Here is a 17,590-nt window from a genome sequence, read left to right as displayed (position 1 = left end):
GTCCTGTATTTGGGTTCGTTGTTATTGCCAGAGTTCGTGGCTGTTCTGTTTGTACCGCCGCTGGCTGATCGTCGTTCCGCGTGGGCACGGGGTGCCCACCCTACGTTTATATGGGCTGTAATCGGGGCAAGGCCCCGATTACACTTTCAAGATGCGTTCGCCGCGGCCGATGCCGGAGCCGCCGGTGCGGACGGTCTCGAGGATGGAGCTGCGGTCGATGGCGTCGATGAAGGCGTCGAGCTTGCTCTTGGCGCCGGTCAGTTCGATCGTGTAGGTCTTCTCCGTCACGTCGATGACACGGCCGCGGAAGATGTCGGCGGTGCGCTTGATCTCTTCGCGCTCCTTGCCCACGGCGCGCACCTTGATCAGCATGAGCTCGCGCTCGATGTGCTGCCCTTCGGTCAGGTCGACCACCTTCACCACCTCGATCAGGCGGTTCAGGTGCTTGGTGATCTGCTCGATGATGTCGTCCGAACCCGTGGTGACGATGGTCATGCGCGAGAGCGTCGCGTCTTCGGTCGGCGCCACGGTCAGGGTCTCGATGTTGTAGCCGCGCGCCGAGAACAGGCCGACGACGCGCGAGAGTGCGCCTGCTTCGTTCTCGAGCAGGACCGAGATGATGTGTCTCATTTACAGATCCTCCGAGCCGAGCAGCATTTCGGACAGGCCCTTGCCTGCCTTGACCATCGGCCAGACGTTCTCGCTCTGGTCGGTGATGAAATTCATGAACACCAGGCGATCCTTCATGCCGAAGGCGTCACGCAGCGCGCCCTCGACGTCGCCCGGCTTCTCGATGCGCATGCCGACGTGGCCATAGGCCTCGGCCAGCTTCTCGAAGTCCGGCAGCGAATCCATGTAGGACTCGGAATAGCGCGAACCGTAGTCGATCTGCTGCCACTGGCGCACCATGCCCAGGAAGCGGTTGTTCAGGAGGATGATCTTCGGCGTCAGGTGGTACTGCTTGCAGGTGGCAAGCTCCTGGATGCACATCTGGATCGAGCCCTCGCCGGTCACGCAGGCAACCGTCGCGTCGGGATTGGCCATCTGCACGCCCATCGCATACGGCAGGCCCACGCCCATCGTGCCCAGGCCGCCGGAATTGATCCAGCGGCGCGGCTTGTCGAAGGGGTAGTACTGGGCGGCCCACATCTGGTGCTGGCCGACGTCGGAGGTGATGAATGCATCGCCTTTCGTGACCTTCCACAGCTTCTCGATGACCGATTGCGGCTTGATGACGAGATCGGAATTCTCGTACTTCAGGCAGTCGCGCTTGCGCCATTCGTCGATCTGCTTCCACCAGCTGCGCAGCGCTTCAGGATTGCCACGGGTATTGCCGGCAGCGTCGAGCTGGGCCAGGAATTCGGTCAGCACGTCCTTGACGTTGCCGACGATCGGGATGTCGACCTTGACCCGCTTCGAGATCGAGGACGGGTCGATGTCGATGTGGATGATCTTGCGCGGGTGGCTGGCGAAGTGCTTCGGGTTGCCGATCACGCGGTCGTCGAAACGGGCGCCGATGGCGATCAGGACGTCGCAATGCTGCATCGCCATGTTCGCTTCATAGGTGCCGTGCATGCCGGGCATGCCCACGTAATGCTCGTCGCTGGCGCGCGATCCGCCCAGGCCCATCAGCGTGTTGGTCACCGGCGCGCCCAGCTTGTCGACCAGGCGGTTCAGTTCGGGCGAGGCATTGGCCAGGATCACGCCGCCGCCCGCGTAGATCATCGGACGTTCGGCGCCCTGCAGCAGCTGCACGGCCTTGCGGATCTGGCCGGCATGGCCCTTGTCCACCGGCTTGTACGAGCGCATCTCGATCTCGCGCGGATACTCGAAGGCGCACTTGTTGACCGTGATGTCCTTCGGGATATCGACCAGCACGGGACCGGGACGGCCGGTGCGGGCGATATAGAAAGCCTTCTTGATGGTGCTGGCCAGTTCGCGCACGTCCTTGACCAGGAAGTTGTGCTTGACCACCGGGCGCGTGATGCCGACCGTGTCGCATTCCTGGAAGGCGTCCTGGCCGATCGCATGGCTGGGCACCTGGCCGGAGATGACGACCATCGGGATCGAATCCATGTAGGCGGTCGAGAGACCCGTGACGGCATTGGTCACGCCCGGACCGGAGGTGACGATGGCGACGCCGACGGTATTCGAGCTGCGCGAGTAGGCGTCGGCCGCGTGGACGGCTGCCTGCTCGTGGCGGACCAGGACGTGCTGGAACTTGTCCTGGTTGAAGATGGCGTCGTAGATGTAGAGGACTGCGCCGCCGGGATAACCGAAGACGTGTTTGACACCCTCCTCGGCAAGACAACGGACGACAATTTCAGCGCCCGTCAATGTGGGGGCTGAGGCTTCGTTATTCATGAATCGTTCCTTTCAAGACCCATAGGGAGATTGATCGGATGCTCGTTCCTAACGAAATACGGTTTGCCCTACAGCGCTCCAGCTTCCCTTCTTTCTGCGCGCACGACGTTCCATCCGGGTATCGGCAGATACCTTTCATGACGGCGCTAAACGCAACTCGTTCGGCTGAGTGTCTGTAGCGGCTCGACGCATCTCTCGCGCTTGTGGCGCGGGTTGGAGCAAACTGCCTACAAATGAAAGCGTGTCAAAACAGGAAGGCCTTGTGTGCCGGCCTGGCTGACCATGAAGCTTCGGGGGTGCAAAGCGTAAGGAACACCTTACTGCGTTGCACCATTTTGGTCAAGATAAAAAGGAAGAAACAATTTTGCAGAGCGCTGGATGCGCTTCAGCCGTAGAGATGTTGCACCAGCATGGTGCGCTGCAGGGTGCGCATGGGTGCGAGCAGGTGGGTTCGAGAACCCATCCTACGAAACCCTGCGTCCGGGAGCGTGCGCTGCGGTATGCATGGGTACGACAGCGTGGACACAGGTGTCCACCCTACAAAATCGCAAATCGGCCGTCATCGGGTTTCGTAGGGTGGACTCCCGAGTCCACGCTGTCTCACCCTCTGCACATCGGCGAAACATGCTCATACCCGAACCCCCGTTGCCTGCCTCAAGCTTACCGTTGCATCCCCCACCTTCTCACCGTCACCCGCTCCAGCGCCTGGAACACCAGATGCTCGACCGCCAGCCCGATGAGGATCACCGCCGCCAGCCCCGCGAACACCCTGTCGGTGAACAGCTCGTTGCGGCTCTGGAAAATGAACCAGCCCAGCCCGCCCTGCCCCGAGGTGGTGCCGAACACCAGCTCGGCGGCAATCAGCGTGCGCCAGGCAAAGGCCCAGCCGATCTTCAGGCCCGACAGGATGGCCGGCAGCGCCGCCGGGACCAGGATCTGCAGCACCAGGCGCAGGCCGCCGAGACCGTAGTTGCGCCCCGCCATGCGCAGCGTCTCGGGCACGGCGCGGAAACCCGCGCAGGCGTTCAGGGTCAGCGGCCACATGACGGAGTGCATCAGCACCATGATCAGGCTGCCCTTGCCCAGGCCGAACCACAGCAGTGCCAGCGGCAGCAGGGCGATCGCCGGCAGCGGGTTGAACATCGAGGTCAGGGTGTCGATCAGTTCGCGTCCGAGCCGGCTCGACACCGCCAGCCAGGTCAGCAGGAAAGCACCAAGGATGCCGCCCAGGTAGCCCTGGGTCAGCACGGCAAAGGACACGGCCACGTAGCCGAACAGCTCGCCCGTGACGACGCCGTCGACCAGCGCCCTGCCCGTCGCCAGGGCGGTCGGCAGCAGCAGGTCGTTGCCGTACCAGCGCGCCAGCGCTTCCCACAGCAGGGCCAGCACCAGCAGCAAGGCGGCCTTGCGCAGCCAGGCGAGCTCGCCCAGGGCAAGCAGGCGCCCGCCGCTGGCCCCGGGCTGCGCAGCCTGGCCCGGCGCGGCGCCGCTCAAGGCCGGCCCAGCCAGCGCCAGTTCGTATTCGGGACGGATGGGAGGATCGCGGAAAGCAGTCATGGATGCGTGGCCCAGGCGGGAGCAGTCGAAGGAAGCTTGGAAGCCGCGACGCCCGATTCGCCGAACAGCAGGCGGTGGATGCGTTCGTTCGCGGCCTGGAATTCGACGCTGCCGGCGCTGCCCAGGTCGAACTGGTGGCTGTTGAGTTCGGCGCGCACGCGGCCCGGATGGGGGCTCAGAAGGAGGATGCGGTTGCCGACCACCAGCGCCTCCTCGATCGAGTGGGTGACGAACAGCATGGTGAAGCCGACCTCCTCCCACAAGGCCTGCAGTTCTTCCTGCATCTTGCGCCGCGTGAGCGCATCGAGCGCGGCGAAGGGTTCGTCCATCAGCAGGATTTCCGGCTGCATGGCGAGGGCCCGCGCGATCGCCACGCGCGCCTTCATGCCGCCCGAGAGCGTGTGCGGGTAGGCGTCGCCGAAGCGCGCCAGGCCCACCTTGCCCAGCCAATGGCGGGCACGCTCGCGCGCCTCGGCCTTCGGCACGCGGCCGGCCAGCATCGGGAACATCACGTTCGCTTCCACCGTCTTCCACGGCGGCAGCTGGTCGAATTCCTGGAACACGACGATGCGGTCCGGCCCCGGCCCGGTGACCGGCTTGCCGCCCAGGCGCAGGCTGCCCGCGCGCGGGGCGACGAAGCCGGCCACCGCTTTCAGGAGGGTCGACTTGCCGCAGCCGGAAGGGCCGAGCAGCACGAAGCGGTCGCCGCGGTGCACGTCGAAACTCACATCCTCGGTGGCGCGCACCACGCCGCGGTCGCTGGCGTAGTCGATGGTGAGGTGCTCGGCCCGCAGTAATGCTCCATGTTGCAAGGGCTCGTGCGGCACGACCTGCAGGGTGGGCGTGTGCATATCAGCTCCCCGAGGCAAGCGCCGGATGGTCGAAGAAGTAATCGCGCCAGCTCGCCGGCTTCTTGCGGATCGCGCCGACCTGGTGCAGGAACTGCGCCAGGCCCAGGGTGTTCTGCGGCGCCACCTTGAACTGCACCTTCGGATCCTTCAGGACCTTCACCAGCAGGGCGCGGTCGATGCTGTTCCTGTTGACCCGCAGGTAGGCGTCGGCCGCGGCCTCCGGATTGGTCGACGCCAGCTGCGCGGCCTCGACCAGGGCGTCGAGGAAGGCGCGGTAGGTCTTCGGGTTGTCCTTGACCCACTTCTCGGTGGCGTACAGCACCGTGGCCGAGCTCGGGCCGCCCAGCACCTCGTAGGAATCGAGCACGACCTTCGCGTTCGGATTGCCGGCCAGTTCCTGGTCCTGGAAAGGCGGATTGCCGAAGTGGGCGTTGATCTCGGTCTTGCCGGCGATGACGGCGGCGGTGGCGTCCGGATGCGGCACGGACTGGGTCAGCGGATCGAGCTTGCGAAACTGGGCCGCGCCCCATTGTTTTGCGGCGGCCATCTGCAGGATGCGCGCCTGCACCGAGACCGTCACGGCCGGCAGCGCGATCCTGTCCTTCGGCCCGAAGTCGGCGATCGACTTCACCGCCGGATTGGTGCTGACGAGGTAATACGGGAAGTTGCCGAGCGAGGCCACGGCGCGCACGTTCTGCTTGCCGGCGGTACGGTCCCAGACGGTGAACAGGGGCCCGAGGCCGGCGCCGACCACGTCGACCGAATTCGAGAGCAGCGCGTCATTGGTGGCCGCGCCGCCCGAGAGCCTGATCCAGTCGACGTCGATGGCTACGCCCTGCTTCCTGCCGTGCTTCTCGATGAGTTTCTGGTCCTGCGCCACGTTGAGCAGCAGGTAGACCACGCCGAACTGCTCGGCGATGCGGATCTTGCCTTCGGCATGGGCCGGGGCGGCCGCCGCCAGGCTGAGCGCGGCCAGGACGGCGGCGGCTTTGGAAAAACGGAACATGGATCCTCCTGGTTCGGAACGCCTGGGTTAGAACGGGACATCGCCCGCGATGGTCGTGCGATAGAGCTTGCGGCGCTGCTCGGGTGGGCAGCCGGCGGCGAGGTGCAGCAGCGAGCGGTTATCCCAGAACACCATGTCGTGCGGTTTCCACTGGTGGCGGTAGATGAATTCGGGCCGGGTGCCGTGTTCGAACAATGCGTCGAGCAGCGCGCGGCTGCGGTCCTCGGGAATATCCACGATCCGCGTGGTGAAGTGCTCGCTGACGAACAGGGCGCGGCGCCCGGTTTCGGGGTGGGTGCGCACCACCGGATGGCGCACCGGCACCACCTCGTCGATCTGGGCCTGGGTGAGCGCCGGGCGCCAGGGATTCAGGCGGCGCAGGTCTTCGTAACGGGCCAGGTAGCTGTGCTCGGCCTGGGCATGCTCGACTTCGCGCTTGAGCCAGCCCGGCAGCGTGTCCCAGGCCAGGTGCTGGTTGGCGAACAGGGTGTCGCCGCCATCCTGGGGCAATTCCTGTGCGTGCAGCATCGAGCCCAGGCTCGGGACCGCCTTGTACGACAGGTCGGAATGCCACAGGTGGCCGGCGTCGCCCAGGCCGATCGGCTCGCCGTTCTCGCGGATGTTCGAGATCACCAGCACTTCCGGCTGCTCCGCCAGCTGGAACTGGCGCAGCACGTGGACCTGCAGTGCGCCGAAGCGACGGCTGAATTCGACCTGCTGGGCCGGGGTGATGCGGGTGTCGCGAAAGACCAGCACGTGGTGGTCGAGGTGGGCGCGGTGCACGCGCGCGAGGTCGGCGGTGCTCAGCGGACGGGAAAGATCGAGGCCGAGGACCTCGGCGCCAAGCGGCGCATTCAGGGGCCGGATGTCGAAATCCTGGCGGGAGGCGGTATCGAGTGGCATGGCGGTCAAGATGAATGATCGTGCAAATCAGCTTATCCACCCACTGCTGGGCCGACAACGAATCATTCCGACTAAGCTCATGCATTTTTTGGAAGCCCGGCGCGCCAGGCTGGAGGCGTAACTGAGCAATTCCGGTGCATGGGCGGTGGTTTTTTGCTAGGATTCGTCAGTTTTCCATAAAGCACGGGCCAAGTACCCGGAGCGCACCACCCCTCTCTCATCGCATGGCGACAGACAAAGAACTCAACGACTTCCTCGAGAATGTCGAACGGCGCGCGTTCAAGCAGGCCGTGTATGCGGTGCGCAAGGACGAGGCAGCGCTCGACATCGTGCAGGATGCGATGATCAAGCTCGCCGAAAAATACGGCGACAAGCCGGTCGCCGAACTGCCGATGCTGTTCCAGCGCATCCTGCAGAACACCATCCTCGATTATTTCCGCCGCGAGAAGGTCCGCAATACCTGGGTCAGCCTGTTCTCGGGCTTCGGCCGGAAGGACGAGGACGATGAGGACTTTGATATACTCGCCTCCTATGAGGCGGAGGAAGGTTCGGCCGCGGCCGAGTCGAGCATGGACCAAGTCGAACGCGCCCAGACCTTGCGCCTGATCGAAGCGGAAATACAAAAACTCCCGGCGCGTCAACGCGAAGCCTTCCTTATGCGTTACTGGCAGGATATGGACGTGGCCGAAACGGCCGAAGCGATGGGCTGCTCCGAGGGCAGCGTCAAAACGCATTGCTCTCGCGCGACGCACGCGCTTGCCGATGCCCTGCGGGCCAAGGGAATTAAATTATGAATACCGACGACATCAACCTGGCGTACAAGCTGCGCCACGCCCTGAACGAGAATCTCGACGCGCTGCCCGCCTCCACCACCGAGCGCCTGGCCGCCGCGCGCGCCCTCGCGCTGTCGCGCAAGAAGCCGGATGCCGCCGGGGCCGCCGTGCCGGCGAAGAAGGACTGGCGCCGCAGCTGGTTCGATGTCGACACCCTCTTCTCCGGCGCCGGCCTGGGGCGCATCGCGGTGGCCGTGCCGATGCTGGCGCTGGTCATCGGCCTGGGCGGCGTCTACCAGTATGAACAACAGCAGCAGATCGCGGAACTGGCCGAACTCGACGCCGCCGTGCTGGCCGACGAACTGCCGCTGACCGCCTACCTCGACCACGGTTTCAACGCCTACCTGGAGTCGCAACAGCGCCGCCAATGACGAAACGCACCTCCAAACCACGCCGCGCCTGGATCGCAGTCGCGGCGGTGGTGGTGGCCGGAATTGCGGCCTGGGCCATTTCTCAGCGGTGGGGCGTAGTCGATCCGGACGCGGGTCCGGCCCCGGCCGTCGCCACGAGCGGATCGCAGGCCGGCGCCGCAAGCGCCCGCATCCTCGACAAGCCGCTCTGGCGCGACCTCTCGCGCGCCCAGCAGCTCGCGCTCGCGCCCCTGCAGCCCGAGTGGGACCGGATGGACGGCGTGCGCAAGCGCAAATGGCTCGAGATGTCGCGCCGCTTCGCCTCGATGAATCCGGAAGAACAGCAGCGCGTGCACGAGCGCATGCGCCAGTGGGTCCGCCTGACGCCGGAAGAACGCAATCTCGCGCGCGAGAATTACAGCAAGGTGCGCAAGCTGGCGCCGGGCGAAAAGGCCGCCACCTGGGAAAGCTACAAGCGCCTCTCGACCGACCAGAAGCGCCGCCTGGAGCAGACCGCCAAGCGCAAGAACCAGGCGCCGGCCGCCACGCCGCACGAACCGGGCATCGTGACGCCGACGCCCTGCCCGGCCGGCACCACCCGCCGCGGCGCATCCTGCATCTCGCTGCAGCCGCCGGCCGCGCTCCCGAGCGCGCCGGCGATCACGCAGCCGGCTCCGGCGCCTGCCACTGCCCCGGTTGCTCCAGGCGCAGCGCCTGCGCCCGCCACGCCCGCGGAATCCGTCCCCGCCTTACCGGGCGCTGCAACGCCGGGCGCGACGGCACCCGGCGCGCCCTCCCAACCCGCAGCCACCCCAGGCATATCGAATGCAAACGGCTAATCCTCCGGCGATCGGTACACCGACCGTCAAGCGTCGCCTGATCGCGATGGTCTACGAAGCCTTTCTCCTCACCGCGGTCGAGGCGCTCGCCGTCTTCCTCTTCATTTTCGCCACCGGCAACCGGCAGGAACCCGCCTACCGCGCGGGCCTGATGGTCTTCCTGTTCCTCGTGACGGCGGCCTACTTCGTCCACTCATGGAGCGGCAGCGGCTTCACGCTGGCGATGAAGACCTGGCGCATCAAGGTGGTCAAGGTCGGCCACGCGAAGGTGCCGTTCAGGAATGCGGCGATCCGCTACCTGCTGGCCTGGGGCTGGTTCGCCCCCGCCCTGGCCGCGGGCGCCCTGCTCGACCTGCACCACCTGAGGGAATGGGCGATCACCCTGGGCATCGGCCTTGTGGCCTGGGCGCTGACCGCCTTCCTCGACAAGGACCGGCAGTTCCTGCATGACCGGATCGCGGGGACGCGGTTGATTGCGTTGCCGAAGAAGCAGTCTCAGGCCAGCGCGAAGTAACCGACCAGCAGCAAGGTGCTGGCCACGGCGCAGAGCAGACCCGCCAGCGACGTCTGGTAGCGCCGCCTGAGCACCCGGGTCCAGGAGCGCATGGCCAGTTGCTCGTACCAGTTGGCCTGCCATTGGGTCAGCGCGTACAACTGCAGCGCGATCGCGCCCGCCAGCAGCGCGCCGGGCTCGCGGTGGAAGGCAAGGACCACCGCCGCCACGAGCAGGCAAAACGACGCAGCTTTGCATTGCGTTTTCATCTCGGTTCCGCTCGCTTCAACATGCCTGCAACAGACTCACCTTGCACAGCCGAATCAGGCATCAATGTCGACAGGAAGAACAGGCTCTACAGCATTGATCGACGTTAATTCATCCGATGACGAGCGTCCATTTCTTTTACGCTAATCCCTGAGACAAATCAAAGCACGCGGCCGGTTTATCGACAAACGGCAGCGCCGCCAGGAGCCGCTCTCCTACGTTGCGCCCCGATGGCACGTTGCATCGATGGCAGCCCGCGAGCCTGGCGCGCCATCCGAGGACGGACCGGCAGCGCCCGCATCCTTGCCCGCCGAACGCAGCCGATACCAGGCGATGCCGATCAGTTCATACAAGGCGTAGCGCGAACGGCGCATGCCCTCGGGGCTGGGCACCCAGGCGCCCAGCCCGCGCGACTGCTCGCTGAAAAACATGGTCGGTGCGGGGACGACATCCAGACCCGCACGCGCGAAAGCGGCGCAGGAGCGCGGCATGTGCATCGCGTCGGTCACCAGCAGGATGCGCCGGACGCCGTCCGCGCGCAGCAGGGCGGCGCTGTAGGCCGCGTTTTCGCCGGTGTCGCGCGAGCGCGGCTCGACCCATTTCACCGGGACGCCGAAATCCTCGCGCAGCGCCGCGGCCATGGCGTCGGCCTTGGCGTAGGCGCGGTCCGCGAGGGCGGGATCGCGTCCGCTTGAACCATTGCCGCCGGTGACGAGGACGGGCAGGCCGGTGCGCCGCTGCAGGTGCGCCGCGTAGCGCAGCCGCCCCAGGGCGATGTAATCGGGGATGTCGAGGCCGCCGTACTCGGGTGCGTCCTGCAGGCGCCCGGAGGCAAGCACCACGATCGCCTGCGCGCCGCTGGCCTCGGGCGCCGTGAGCGGCTTGGTCATGGCCTCCAGCGGCGCGACGAAGAAGTGCGCGCCGGCGTTGCTGGACACGAAAACCAGGACCACCAGTCCGGCGCCGGCGACGGCACACCCGACACGCGGCCAGCGGCGCCAGAGCAGCAGGCCGATGAGGATCAGCAGGAACAGGTTGGCGGGAGGAAGGATGAGGTCACGCGGAATTGCGTTGACCAGGTCGAAGACGGGTTGCAGGCTCATGCGGCAGCAAATTGAATGAACGACAATGATTATCGCCCATGTCGGCCTGCCGGTAGCGCACCGTGCAGGGTAGCGGCGTTGCGGCCACCGCCCTGCCCGCGATCAGAAGCGCTCGTACTCGGCCAGGTAGCGCCACTGCCCCTCGGCCAGCCCGGCCATCGGGATACGGCCCACGCGCAGGCGCTTCAGGTCGGTCAGGGTCAGGCCGACTTCGGCGCACATATGCTCGATCTGCCCCGGCTGCACGCCCTTGGCGGCAAAGCGCAGGCGTCCTTCGCTCTGCCAGCTGACCTTCATCGGCGCGATCGGCCGGCCGTTGAAACGCAGGCCATGGTTCAGCAGGGCGAGGCCGCCTTCCCTGATGCCGCCATCGACCTCGGCCACGTATTCGTACTCGACCCGGACCGCGTCGTCGACCAGCTTGCGCGCGACGCGAAAGTCCTGGGTGTAGACGACCAGGCCGGTCGCATCGGTTTCCAGCGGCGTGCACAGGGTCAGGCGCGCCAGGTGGCGCTTGAGGAAGCGCGGCGAGCCATGCGTGGCGACCAGGGACTCGGGCGTGACGCAGTCGAGCGCACTCCCGCCGCGCACGCCGACGCCGGCGTTCATGCCGGACGGCTTGTGCAACAGGATCGTAACCGGCGCCGGCTCCTCGGCCCTGGCGCCCGGCAGCAGGGCGACCTGCTGGGCCGGCGTCACGCGCGTGGCCGGGTCCTCGGCCACGACGCCGTCGACGCTGACCCAGCCGCCGGCGATGTAGCGTTCGGCCTCGGCACGCGAGCACGGCACCAGTTCGGCCACGCGCTTGGCCAGGCGGATTCCCTCTTCACTCATCAGGCGCGCCAGTTCTTGAAGAAGGCCTTGAACGCGGCGACCGTGCGCTCGACGTCGGCGGCGGACACGTCCAGGTGGGTCACCAGGCGCGTATGCGGGCCGATCGAGGCGCGGATGCCCTGCTCGGCCAGCGCGCGGCGCAGCGGCTCGCAGGCGGCCGCCGGCAGGTCGACGTAGAAGATGTTGGTCTGGGGCGTGGTGACGGCCAGGCCCTCGATCTCGCCCAGCCCGCGCGACAGGTTCAGCGCGTTCTCGTGGTCGTCGGCCAGGCGCTGCACGTTGTGCTCGAGCGCGTAGTGCGCGGCCGCGGCGATCACGCCGGCCTGGCGCATGCCGCCGCCCAGCATCTTGCGCCAGCGCTTGCCCTGCTCGATGAAGCTCTTCGGTCCCAGCAGCACCGAACCGACCGGCGCGCCCAAGCCCTTGGACAGGCAGACCGACACGGTATCGAAGCCCTTCACGACCTCGCGCAGGCTGACGCCCTGCTTGACCGCCGCGTTGCAGACGCGTGCGCCGTCGAGGTGGGTGGCAAGACCTTTCGCATGCGCCAGCGAGGTGGCGGCCGCGATGTAGTCCTGGCCGAGCACGCGGCCGCCGATGGTGTTTTCCAGCGCCAGCAGGCGGGTGCGCGCGAAGTGCATGTCGTCGGGCTTGATGTAGGCCTCGATATCGGAAAGCAGGATCGAACCGTCGGCCTGGTTGGCGATCGGCTGGGGCTGGATCGAGCCCAGCACCGCGGCGCCGCCGCCTTCGTACTTGTAGGTATGCGCTTCCTGGCCGACCAGGTACTCGTCGCCGCGGCCGCAGTGGGTCATCAGGGCGATCAGGTTGGTCTGGGTGCCGCTCGGGGCGAACATGCCGGCCTCGTAGCCGAACAGGTCGGCCGCGTAATCCTGCAGGCGGTTGACGGTGGGGTCGTCGCCGTAGACGTCGTCGCCGACTTCGGCGGCCGCCATCGCGGCGCGCATGGCTTGCGAGGGTTGGGTGACGGTGTCGCTGCGCAGGTCGATCCAGTGTTGTTCGCTCATGGTATTCAATCTTGGGTTGATACGGTTTCAGGTGCAGCTTCACCCGCAGCTTCAGCCGACTCCGCCTGCGAGGTATAGAAACGCTGGCCCATCTCTTCCAGTCCCAGCGTGGACAGCACTTCCTGCAGGCGCTCGGACGGACGGCGGCGCGGCAGGTTCTTGTAGGTGGCGACGATCAGCTCGTTCTTCATCGAGTGCTCCCAGCCCACCAGTTCGGTCACGGTCACCTGGTAGCCGTGCGCTTCCAGCTGCAGGCAGCGCAGCACGTTCGTGACCTGGCTGCCGAACTCGCGCGTGTGGATCGGGTGGCGCCAGATCTCGGTCAATGGGCTCTTCAGGTCGCGTCCCTTGTTCTTGCGCAGCACCGAGGCCACTTCCGCCTGGCAGCAGGGCACCAGCACCATGTGTTTCGCCTTCTTCTTCAGCGCGAAGTCGATGGCGTCGTCGGTGGCCGTGTTACAGGCGTGCAGCGCGGTGACGATGTCGACCGTCGGAGGCAGCAGGTTCGACGTGGTCGACTCGGCCACCGACAGCGGCAGGAAGGACATGTTGGCAAAGCCCAGGCGCGCCGCCAGTTCGGTCGACTTCTGCACGAGTTCTTCGCGCGTCTCGATGCCATAGATGTGCGAGGCGTCGTCCAGGCCCTTGAAGAACAGGTCGTAGAGGATGAAGCCGAGGTAGGACTTCCCTGCCCCGTGGTCGACCAGCGACACGCCGCTCTTCCCGGCGCGCACGTCGCTGCGTACGTCAATAAGCAGCGGCTCGATGAAGTTGTACAGGTGGTAGACCTGCTTGAGCTTGCGGCGGCTGTCCTGGTTCAGTTTGCCGTCGCGGGTGAGGATGTGCAGTTCCTTGAGCAGCTCGATCGACTGCCCGGGGCGGACCTCCGGCGGCAGCTCAGGCGCCGCGGGGGCCTTGGTGTGGGTTTGCTTAGCGTGCTTCATCGATCCATGCCGCCTGAATGGCTTCCAGTACGCGTTCGCCGCCGCGCGTGCGGTCGTCGCTGAAACCGTCGAGGCCGACGACCCAGTTGTGCAGGTCGACGAATCGCACGGTCGACGGGTCGACGTCCGGATATTTTTCGTAGAGCGCTTCGGCGATCGCGCTGACGTCAGTCCATTTCATGGCGGATCCTGTCAGTGGCTTCTCAGTGACTCTTCTCGGCCGCGTGGTTGATGGTGTACTTCGGGATCTCGACGACGAGGTCTTCCTCGGCGACGATCGCCTGGCAGGACAGGCGCGAGTTGGGCTCCAGGCCCCAGGCCTTGTCGAGCATGTCTTCTTCTTTTTCTTCCAGCTCGTTCAGGGAGTCGAAGCCTTCGCGCACGATCACGTGGCAGGTGGTGCAGGCGCAGACGCGGTCGCAGGCGTGTTCGATCTCGATGTCGTTCTCGAGCAGCACGTCGCAGACGGACTTGCCGGCCGGGGCTTCCAGGACGGCGCCGTCGGGGCAGAACGTCGGGTGGGGCAGGATGACGATTTGTGGCACTTGGGTTACCTCGTAAATTATTTATACTGTTCTGTTGCGGCGCGTTCTTCGCTGGCGGCACACGTAGTGTTGGCACTGACCGTAGGGTGGGCACTTTGTGCCCACGCGAATACTCGCGTCGCGTTGACGCTTCTGGAGCTGCAAACTCTGCGCAGCGCCAGCGCGTGGAAAAGCGTCGCGTTAGCTCATCGTTCCGCGTGGGCACAGGGTGCCCACCCTACCGTTGCCGCCAACGCCTTCATCAAGCGATGGCGGTGAGCTTACACCTCGTCCAGCGACTTGCCGGCCAGGGCGCTGCGCACGCTCTTGTCCATGCGGCGCGCGGCGAATTCCCCGGTGCCGTGCGCCAGCGCCTGGACCGCGTCGTGCAGCGCGTTCTGGCGCGCGCCCGGTTCGATCGCGGCGTCGTTCGACTGCTGGATCGCATCGCGCACGCCCTGCACCAGTTTGGCCACTGCTTCCTGCTCGTCCGCGCTCAGCAGCTCGCTGTCGCTGTCGAGCGCCGACTGGGTCGCCAGCAGGATGCGCTCGGCTTCGACCTGCTCTTCGCGCAGCGCGCGCATCTGCATGTCCACTTGCGCCGAGCTGTACGAATCCTGCAGCATGCGCGCAACCTCATCGTCGCCCAGGCCGTAGGACGGTTTCACGGTGATCGAGGCTTCCACGCCCGAGCGCGTCTCGCGCGCCGACACCGACAGCAGGCCGTCCGCATCGACCTGGTACGTGACGCGAATCCGCGCGGCGCCGGCCGCCATCGGCGGGACGCCGCGCAGCTCGAAGCGCGCCAGCGAACGGCAGTCCGAGACCAGCTCGCGCTCGCCTTGCACCACGTGCACCGCCAAAGCCGTTTGACCGTCCTTGAAGGTGGTGAATTCCTGGGCGCGCGCGCACGGGATCGTCGAGTTGCGCGGGATGATCTTCTCGACCAGGCCGCCCATGGTCTCGATGCCCAGCGACAGCGGGGTCACGTCCAGCAGCAGCCAGTCGTCGCCTTCGGCACGGTTACCGGCCAGCAGGTTGGCCTGGATCGCGGCGCCCAGCGCGACGACCTTGTCCGGGTCGATGTTCGCGTGCGGGATAGTGTGGAAGAAGTCGCCTACCGCGCGGCGCACGTGCGGCATGCGCGTCGCGCCGCCGACCATCACCACGCCGTCCACGTCCTCGACGCTGACATTCGCGTCGCGCATGGCCTTGCGGATCGCGTTCATGGTTTTCGCGACCAGGTGCTTGGTGATCTCGGCGAAGGTGGCGGCGGTGATCGTCACGTGCACGATCTCGCCCGACTGCAGGATGGCGTCGATCGTGGTTTCGTCGTTGGTCGACAGCAGTTCCTTGGCCTGGCGCGCCTTGACCATGAGCGTGGCGGTGTCTTCGTCCGACAGCGGGGCCAGCTTGGCCTGCTCGTTGATCCAGCAGAACAGGCGGTGGTCGAAGTCGTCGCCGCCCAGGGCCGAGTCGCCGCCGGTGGCCAGCACTTCGAACACGCCCTTGGACAGTTTCAGGATCGAGATGTCGAAGGTGCCGCCGCCCAGGTCGTAGACCGCGTAGACGCCTTCCTTGGCGTGATCGAGCCCGTAGGCGATCGCGGCCGCGGTCGGTTCCGACAGCAGGCGCAGCACGTTCAGGCCGGCCAGCTGGGCCGCGTCCTTGGTCGCCTGGCGCTGGGCGTCGTCGAAGTAGGCCGGCACGGTGATCACGGCGCCGACCAGCTCGTCGCCGAGCGAATCTTCCGCGCGCTGGCGCAGCGTGGCGAGGATCTGGGCCGAAGTCTCGACCGGACTCTTCACGCCAGCCACCGTGTTGATCTGCACCATGCCGGGCGCGTCGACGAAGTCATACGGCAGGTTCTCGGCGTGGGCGATGTCCTTCAGGCCGCGGCCCATGAAGCGCTTGACCGAGACGATGGTGTTCTTCGGATCGGTGGTCTGGTGGGGGCGCGCCTTGTGGCCGATGTGGGCATGGCCGTTCGGCAGGTAACGCACGATCGACGGCAGCAGCGCGCGGCCCTCTTCGTCGCTGAGCACTTCGGGGCTGCCGCTACGGACGGTCGCGACGAGCGAATTGGTGGTCCCCAGGTCGATACCCACCGCCAGCCGGTGCTGGTGCGGTGCGGTCGACATGCCGGGTTCGGAAATCTGCAAAAGTGCCATTGTGTGTTACCTGGTTGTTGTTCTTGGGGTGCGTGGCGAAGGTTTGGTTTTCGTAGGGTGGACACCTGTGTCCACGCGGATGCAAAGGGTGGGCAATCGGTACATCGGCCCCACTACGAGCGGTTGAGCATTTTCGTGGATACGTCAAGCGCGACGGCAGATCAGAGGCCGTACCGCGTGGACACAGGTGTCCACCCTACAAAACCAAACCTCATTCGAACGCGTGGGCGGCACATGGCCGCCCAACCGATTAACTCTCCAGCGCCTCGAACGCGTACTGTACCTCGTCGCCGAATTTATCGAGGAACATCAGCGCGCGCACGCCTTCGGCCGCCTTCTGGAAGTTCCCCGCATCGAGCTCCTTGCCGACCTGGGCCAGCATGGCCTTGCGCTCGCCGCGCACCTGGGCGTCGAGCTCGTCGAGCGCCTCGGCGTCCTTCGCCGCGCGGGCCTCGCCCAGCGCTTCGCGCCACTCCATCTGCTGCATCAGGAAGGCCATCGGCATGGCCGTGTTCGACTCGGTCTGCAGGTCGACGCCGTTCAGTTCGCACAGGTACTGGGCGCGCTTCTGCGGGTTCCTCAGCGTTTGGTAGGCCTCGTTGGCGCGGGTCGCCCACTGCATCGCGACGCGCTTCTCGGCGTCGGTGGCGTTCACGAAGCGGTCCGGATGGACGCGGCCCTGGACTTCGCGGTAGGCGGCATCCAGGGCGTCCATGTCGACCTCAAACCGGGCCGGCAGCCCGAACAGCTCGAAGTGGTTCTGCATGCCGATCAGATCCGGAAGCTTTCGCCGCAACCGCAATTGTCCTTGACGTTCGGGTTGTTGAAGCGGAAGCCTTCGTTCAGGCCCTCGCGGGCGAAATCGAGCTCGGTGCCGTCGATGTAGGGCAGGCTCTTCGGGTCGACGAAGACCTTCACGCCGTGCGACTCGAAGACGTTGTCCTCGGCCGCCACTTCGTCGACGTACTCCAGCTTGTAGGCCAGGCCGGAGCAGCCGGTCGTGCGCACACCGAAGCGCAGGCCGATCCCCTTGCCCCGGCGCTCGAGGTAGCGGTTCACGTGCTTCGCAGCTTTTTCGGTCAGTGTGATTGCCATGTGGTTCCTCCAGCTTGGGTTCTACTTGTTGCTTACGCGGTCGGGTGCTTGGTCTTGTAGTCGGCGACGGCGGCCTTGATCGCGTCTTCGGCCAGGATCGAGCAGTGGATCTTTACCGGCGGCAGCGCCAGCTCTTCCGCGATCTGGGTGTTCTTGATGGCCAGCGCCTGGTCCAGGGTCTTGCCCTTGACCCACTCGGTCACCAGCGAGCTCGACGCAATGGCCGAACCGCAGCCGTAGGTCTTGAACTTCGCGTCCTCGATCAGGCCCTGCTCGTTGACCTTGATCTGCAGCTTCATCACGTCGCCGCAGGCCGGGGCGCCGACCATGCCGGTGCCGACCGACTCGTCGTCCTTGCCGAAGGCGCCGACGTTGCGCGGGTTTTCGTAGTGGTCCAGTACTTTGTCCGAATATGCCATGGTAGTGCT

The 17,590-nt window shown here is 66.0% G+C and carries 21 protein-coding genes; 4 read left to right on the top strand and 17 right to left on the bottom strand.

Features of this window, described 5'->3' with window-relative positions; translation table 11 throughout:
• Nucleotides 1-138: 138 nt before the first annotated feature.
• From ilvN to ACSUZJ_RS08650, 6 genes are all read right to left on the bottom strand, one after another.
• On the bottom strand, nt 139-630 hold the full coding sequence (ilvN, locus tag ACSUZJ_RS08675; RefSeq protein ID WP_499415191.1) for an acetolactate synthase small subunit: 492 nt from the start codon (nt 628-630) through the stop codon (nt 139-141).
• The gene (locus ACSUZJ_RS08670; protein ID WP_499415189.1) at nt 631-2,364 is read right to left on the bottom strand and encodes an acetolactate synthase 3 catalytic subunit; all 1,734 of its coding nucleotides are present in this window, start codon (nt 2,362-2,364) and stop codon (nt 631-633) included.
• 660 nt (nt 2,365-3,024) lie between these two features.
• Nucleotides 3,025-3,921 carry an ABC transporter permease gene (locus ACSUZJ_RS08665; protein ID WP_499415187.1) on the bottom strand — a complete coding sequence of 299 codons (897 nt, stop codon included), beginning with the start codon at nt 3,919-3,921 and terminating at the stop codon, nt 3,025-3,027.
• Nucleotides 3,918-4,772: an ABC transporter ATP-binding protein gene (locus ACSUZJ_RS08660; protein WP_499415185.1), complete on the bottom strand. Its 855-nt coding sequence runs from the start codon at nt 4,770-4,772 to the stop codon at nt 3,918-3,920. The genes ACSUZJ_RS08665 and ACSUZJ_RS08660 overlap by 4 nt, the downstream gene beginning before the upstream one ends.
• A gap of 1 nt (nt 4,773) precedes the next feature.
• Entirely contained in the window at nt 4,774-5,778 is a 1,005-nt protein-coding gene (locus ACSUZJ_RS08655) for an ABC transporter substrate-binding protein (RefSeq protein ID WP_499415183.1), read from the bottom strand.
• A 27-nt stretch (nt 5,779-5,805) separates the two neighbouring features.
• A complete protein-coding gene (locus ACSUZJ_RS08650) occupies nt 5,806-6,681 on the bottom strand; it encodes a TauD/TfdA dioxygenase family protein (RefSeq protein ID WP_499416485.1) in 876 nt (291 codons plus the stop codon).
• Between the two features lie 224 nt (nt 6,682-6,905).
• Between ACSUZJ_RS08650 and ACSUZJ_RS08645 the strand changes: the two genes are divergently transcribed.
• Genes ACSUZJ_RS08645 through ACSUZJ_RS08630 form a run of 4 tightly spaced genes read left to right on the top strand, consistent with a single transcriptional unit; the run spans nt 6,906 to nt 9,217 of the window.
• Nucleotides 6,906-7,475 carry an RNA polymerase sigma factor gene (locus ACSUZJ_RS08645; RefSeq protein ID WP_499415181.1) on the top strand — a complete coding sequence of 190 codons (570 nt, stop codon included), beginning with the start codon at nt 6,906-6,908 and terminating at the stop codon, nt 7,473-7,475.
• Nucleotides 7,472-7,885 carry a DUF3619 family protein gene (locus ACSUZJ_RS08640; RefSeq protein ID WP_499415179.1) on the top strand — a complete coding sequence of 138 codons (414 nt, stop codon included), beginning with the start codon at nt 7,472-7,474 and terminating at the stop codon, nt 7,883-7,885. Before ACSUZJ_RS08645 ends, ACSUZJ_RS08640 begins: the two co-directional genes overlap by 4 nt.
• Nucleotides 7,882-8,703 carry a DUF3106 domain-containing protein gene (locus tag ACSUZJ_RS08635; RefSeq protein ID WP_499415177.1) on the top strand — a complete coding sequence of 274 codons (822 nt, stop codon included), beginning with the start codon at nt 7,882-7,884 and terminating at the stop codon, nt 8,701-8,703. The genes ACSUZJ_RS08640 and ACSUZJ_RS08635 overlap by 4 nt, the downstream gene beginning before the upstream one ends.
• Nucleotides 8,690-9,217 carry an RDD family protein gene (locus tag ACSUZJ_RS08630; protein ID WP_499415175.1) on the top strand — a complete coding sequence of 176 codons (528 nt, stop codon included), beginning with the start codon at nt 8,690-8,692 and terminating at the stop codon, nt 9,215-9,217. The genes ACSUZJ_RS08635 and ACSUZJ_RS08630 overlap by 14 nt, the downstream gene beginning before the upstream one ends.
• On the opposite strand, the gene ACSUZJ_RS08625 is transcribed toward ACSUZJ_RS08630, so the two are convergent.
• The 11 genes from ACSUZJ_RS08625 to iscU all read right to left on the bottom strand — a co-directional run bounded on the left by ACSUZJ_RS08625 (nt 9,199) and on the right by iscU (nt 17,581).
• The gene (locus tag ACSUZJ_RS08625) at nt 9,199-9,465 is read right to left on the bottom strand and encodes a hypothetical protein (RefSeq protein WP_499415173.1); all 267 of its coding nucleotides are present in this window, start codon (nt 9,463-9,465) and stop codon (nt 9,199-9,201) included. The two genes, ACSUZJ_RS08630 and ACSUZJ_RS08625, sit on opposite strands and share 19 nt — an antisense overlap.
• Nucleotides 9,466-9,678: 213 nt before the next feature.
• Complete coding sequence (locus ACSUZJ_RS08620; protein ID WP_499415171.1) at nt 9,679-10,566, bottom strand: YdcF family protein; 888 nt, start codon at nt 10,564-10,566, stop codon at nt 9,679-9,681.
• Between the two features lie 102 nt (nt 10,567-10,668).
• On the bottom strand, nt 10,669-11,400 hold the full coding sequence (locus ACSUZJ_RS08615; protein WP_499415169.1) for an rRNA pseudouridine synthase: 732 nt from the start codon (nt 11,398-11,400) through the stop codon (nt 10,669-10,671).
• Nucleotides 11,400-12,428, bottom strand: coding sequence for a low-specificity L-threonine aldolase (gene ltaE, locus ACSUZJ_RS08610; protein ID WP_499415167.1), 1,029 nt, complete (start codon nt 12,426-12,428; stop codon nt 11,400-11,402). Before ltaE ends, ACSUZJ_RS08615 begins: the two co-directional genes overlap by 1 nt.
• 5 nt (nt 12,429-12,433) lie before the next feature.
• Nucleotides 12,434-13,372 (bottom strand): class I SAM-dependent methyltransferase, encoded by a 939-nt coding sequence (locus tag ACSUZJ_RS08605; RefSeq protein ID WP_499415165.1) that lies wholly within the window; start codon nt 13,370-13,372, stop codon nt 12,434-12,436.
• Nucleotides 13,359-13,553 carry a Fe-S cluster assembly protein IscX gene (iscX, locus tag ACSUZJ_RS08600; protein ID WP_499415163.1) on the bottom strand — a complete coding sequence of 65 codons (195 nt, stop codon included), beginning with the start codon at nt 13,551-13,553 and terminating at the stop codon, nt 13,359-13,361. Before iscX ends, ACSUZJ_RS08605 begins: the two co-directional genes overlap by 14 nt.
• A gap of 22 nt (nt 13,554-13,575) precedes the next feature.
• Nucleotides 13,576-13,917 carry an ISC system 2Fe-2S type ferredoxin gene (fdx, locus tag ACSUZJ_RS08595; RefSeq protein ID WP_499415161.1) on the bottom strand — a complete coding sequence of 114 codons (342 nt, stop codon included), beginning with the start codon at nt 13,915-13,917 and terminating at the stop codon, nt 13,576-13,578.
• 260 nt (nt 13,918-14,177) lie between these two features.
• The gene (gene hscA, locus ACSUZJ_RS08590; protein WP_499415159.1) at nt 14,178-16,067 is read right to left on the bottom strand and encodes a Fe-S protein assembly chaperone HscA; all 1,890 of its coding nucleotides are present in this window, start codon (nt 16,065-16,067) and stop codon (nt 14,178-14,180) included.
• Between the two features lie 250 nt (nt 16,068-16,317).
• Nucleotides 16,318-16,833 carry a Fe-S protein assembly co-chaperone HscB gene (hscB, locus tag ACSUZJ_RS08585; protein ID WP_499415157.1) on the bottom strand — a complete coding sequence of 172 codons (516 nt, stop codon included), beginning with the start codon at nt 16,831-16,833 and terminating at the stop codon, nt 16,318-16,320.
• 5 nt (nt 16,834-16,838) lie between these two features.
• On the bottom strand, nt 16,839-17,162 hold the full coding sequence (iscA, locus tag ACSUZJ_RS08580; protein ID WP_499415155.1) for an iron-sulfur cluster assembly protein IscA: 324 nt from the start codon (nt 17,160-17,162) through the stop codon (nt 16,839-16,841).
• 32 nt (nt 17,163-17,194) lie between these two features.
• Complete coding sequence (gene iscU / locus ACSUZJ_RS08575) at nt 17,195-17,581, bottom strand: Fe-S cluster assembly scaffold IscU (RefSeq protein ID WP_313703197.1); 387 nt, start codon at nt 17,579-17,581, stop codon at nt 17,195-17,197.
• Nucleotides 17,582-17,590: the final 9 nt, after the last annotated feature.

It is taken from the genome of Telluria sp. B2 (assembly GCF_051789535.1).
Classification (GTDB): Bacteria; Pseudomonadota; Gammaproteobacteria; order Burkholderiales; family Burkholderiaceae_D; genus Telluria.
This window is presented reverse-complemented; position numbering and strand designations above follow the sequence as displayed.

Coding starts and splice junctions, on each gene's coding strand:
- ilvN (WP_499415191.1), bottom strand. CDS start 630: ATGAGACACATCATCTCGGTCCTGCTCGAGAACGAAGCAGGCGCACTC.
- ACSUZJ_RS08670 (WP_499415189.1), bottom strand. CDS start 2,364: ATGAATAACGAAGCCTCAGCCCCCACATTGACGGGCGCTGAAATTGTC.
- ACSUZJ_RS08665 (WP_499415187.1), bottom strand. CDS start 3,921: ATGACTGCTTTCCGCGATCCTCCCATCCGTCCCGAATACGAACTGGCG.
- ACSUZJ_RS08660 (WP_499415185.1), bottom strand. CDS start 4,772: ATGCACACGCCCACCCTGCAGGTCGTGCCGCACGAGCCCTTGCAACAT.
- ACSUZJ_RS08655 (WP_499415183.1), bottom strand. CDS start 5,778: ATGTTCCGTTTTTCCAAAGCCGCCGCCGTCCTGGCCGCGCTCAGCCTG.
- ACSUZJ_RS08650 (WP_499416485.1), bottom strand. CDS start 6,681: ATGCCACTCGATACCGCCTCCCGCCAGGATTTCGACATCCGGCCCCTG.
- ACSUZJ_RS08645 (WP_499415181.1), top strand. CDS start 6,906: ATGGCGACAGACAAAGAACTCAACGACTTCCTCGAGAATGTCGAACGG.
- ACSUZJ_RS08640 (WP_499415179.1), top strand. CDS start 7,472: ATGAATACCGACGACATCAACCTGGCGTACAAGCTGCGCCACGCCCTG.
- ACSUZJ_RS08635 (WP_499415177.1), top strand. CDS start 7,882: ATGACGAAACGCACCTCCAAACCACGCCGCGCCTGGATCGCAGTCGCG.
- ACSUZJ_RS08630 (WP_499415175.1), top strand. CDS start 8,690: ATGCAAACGGCTAATCCTCCGGCGATCGGTACACCGACCGTCAAGCGT.
- ACSUZJ_RS08625 (WP_499415173.1), bottom strand. CDS start 9,465: ATGAAAACGCAATGCAAAGCTGCGTCGTTTTGCCTGCTCGTGGCGGCG.
- ACSUZJ_RS08620 (WP_499415171.1), bottom strand. CDS start 10,566: ATGAGCCTGCAACCCGTCTTCGACCTGGTCAACGCAATTCCGCGTGAC.
- ACSUZJ_RS08615 (WP_499415169.1), bottom strand. CDS start 11,400: ATGAGTGAAGAGGGAATCCGCCTGGCCAAGCGCGTGGCCGAACTGGTG.
- ltaE (WP_499415167.1), bottom strand. CDS start 12,428: ATGAGCGAACAACACTGGATCGACCTGCGCAGCGACACCGTCACCCAA.
- ACSUZJ_RS08605 (WP_499415165.1), bottom strand. CDS start 13,372: ATGAAGCACGCTAAGCAAACCCACACCAAGGCCCCCGCGGCGCCTGAG.
- iscX (WP_499415163.1), bottom strand. CDS start 13,553: ATGAAATGGACTGACGTCAGCGCGATCGCCGAAGCGCTCTACGAAAAA.
- hscA (WP_499415159.1), bottom strand. CDS start 16,067: ATGGCACTTTTGCAGATTTCCGAACCCGGCATGTCGACCGCACCGCAC.
- hscB (WP_499415157.1), bottom strand. CDS start 16,833: ATGCAGAACCACTTCGAGCTGTTCGGGCTGCCGGCCCGGTTTGAGGTC.
- iscA (WP_499415155.1), bottom strand. CDS start 17,162: ATGGCAATCACACTGACCGAAAAAGCTGCGAAGCACGTGAACCGCTAC.
- iscU (WP_313703197.1), bottom strand. CDS start 17,581: ATGGCATATTCGGACAAAGTACTGGACCACTACGAAAACCCGCGCAAC.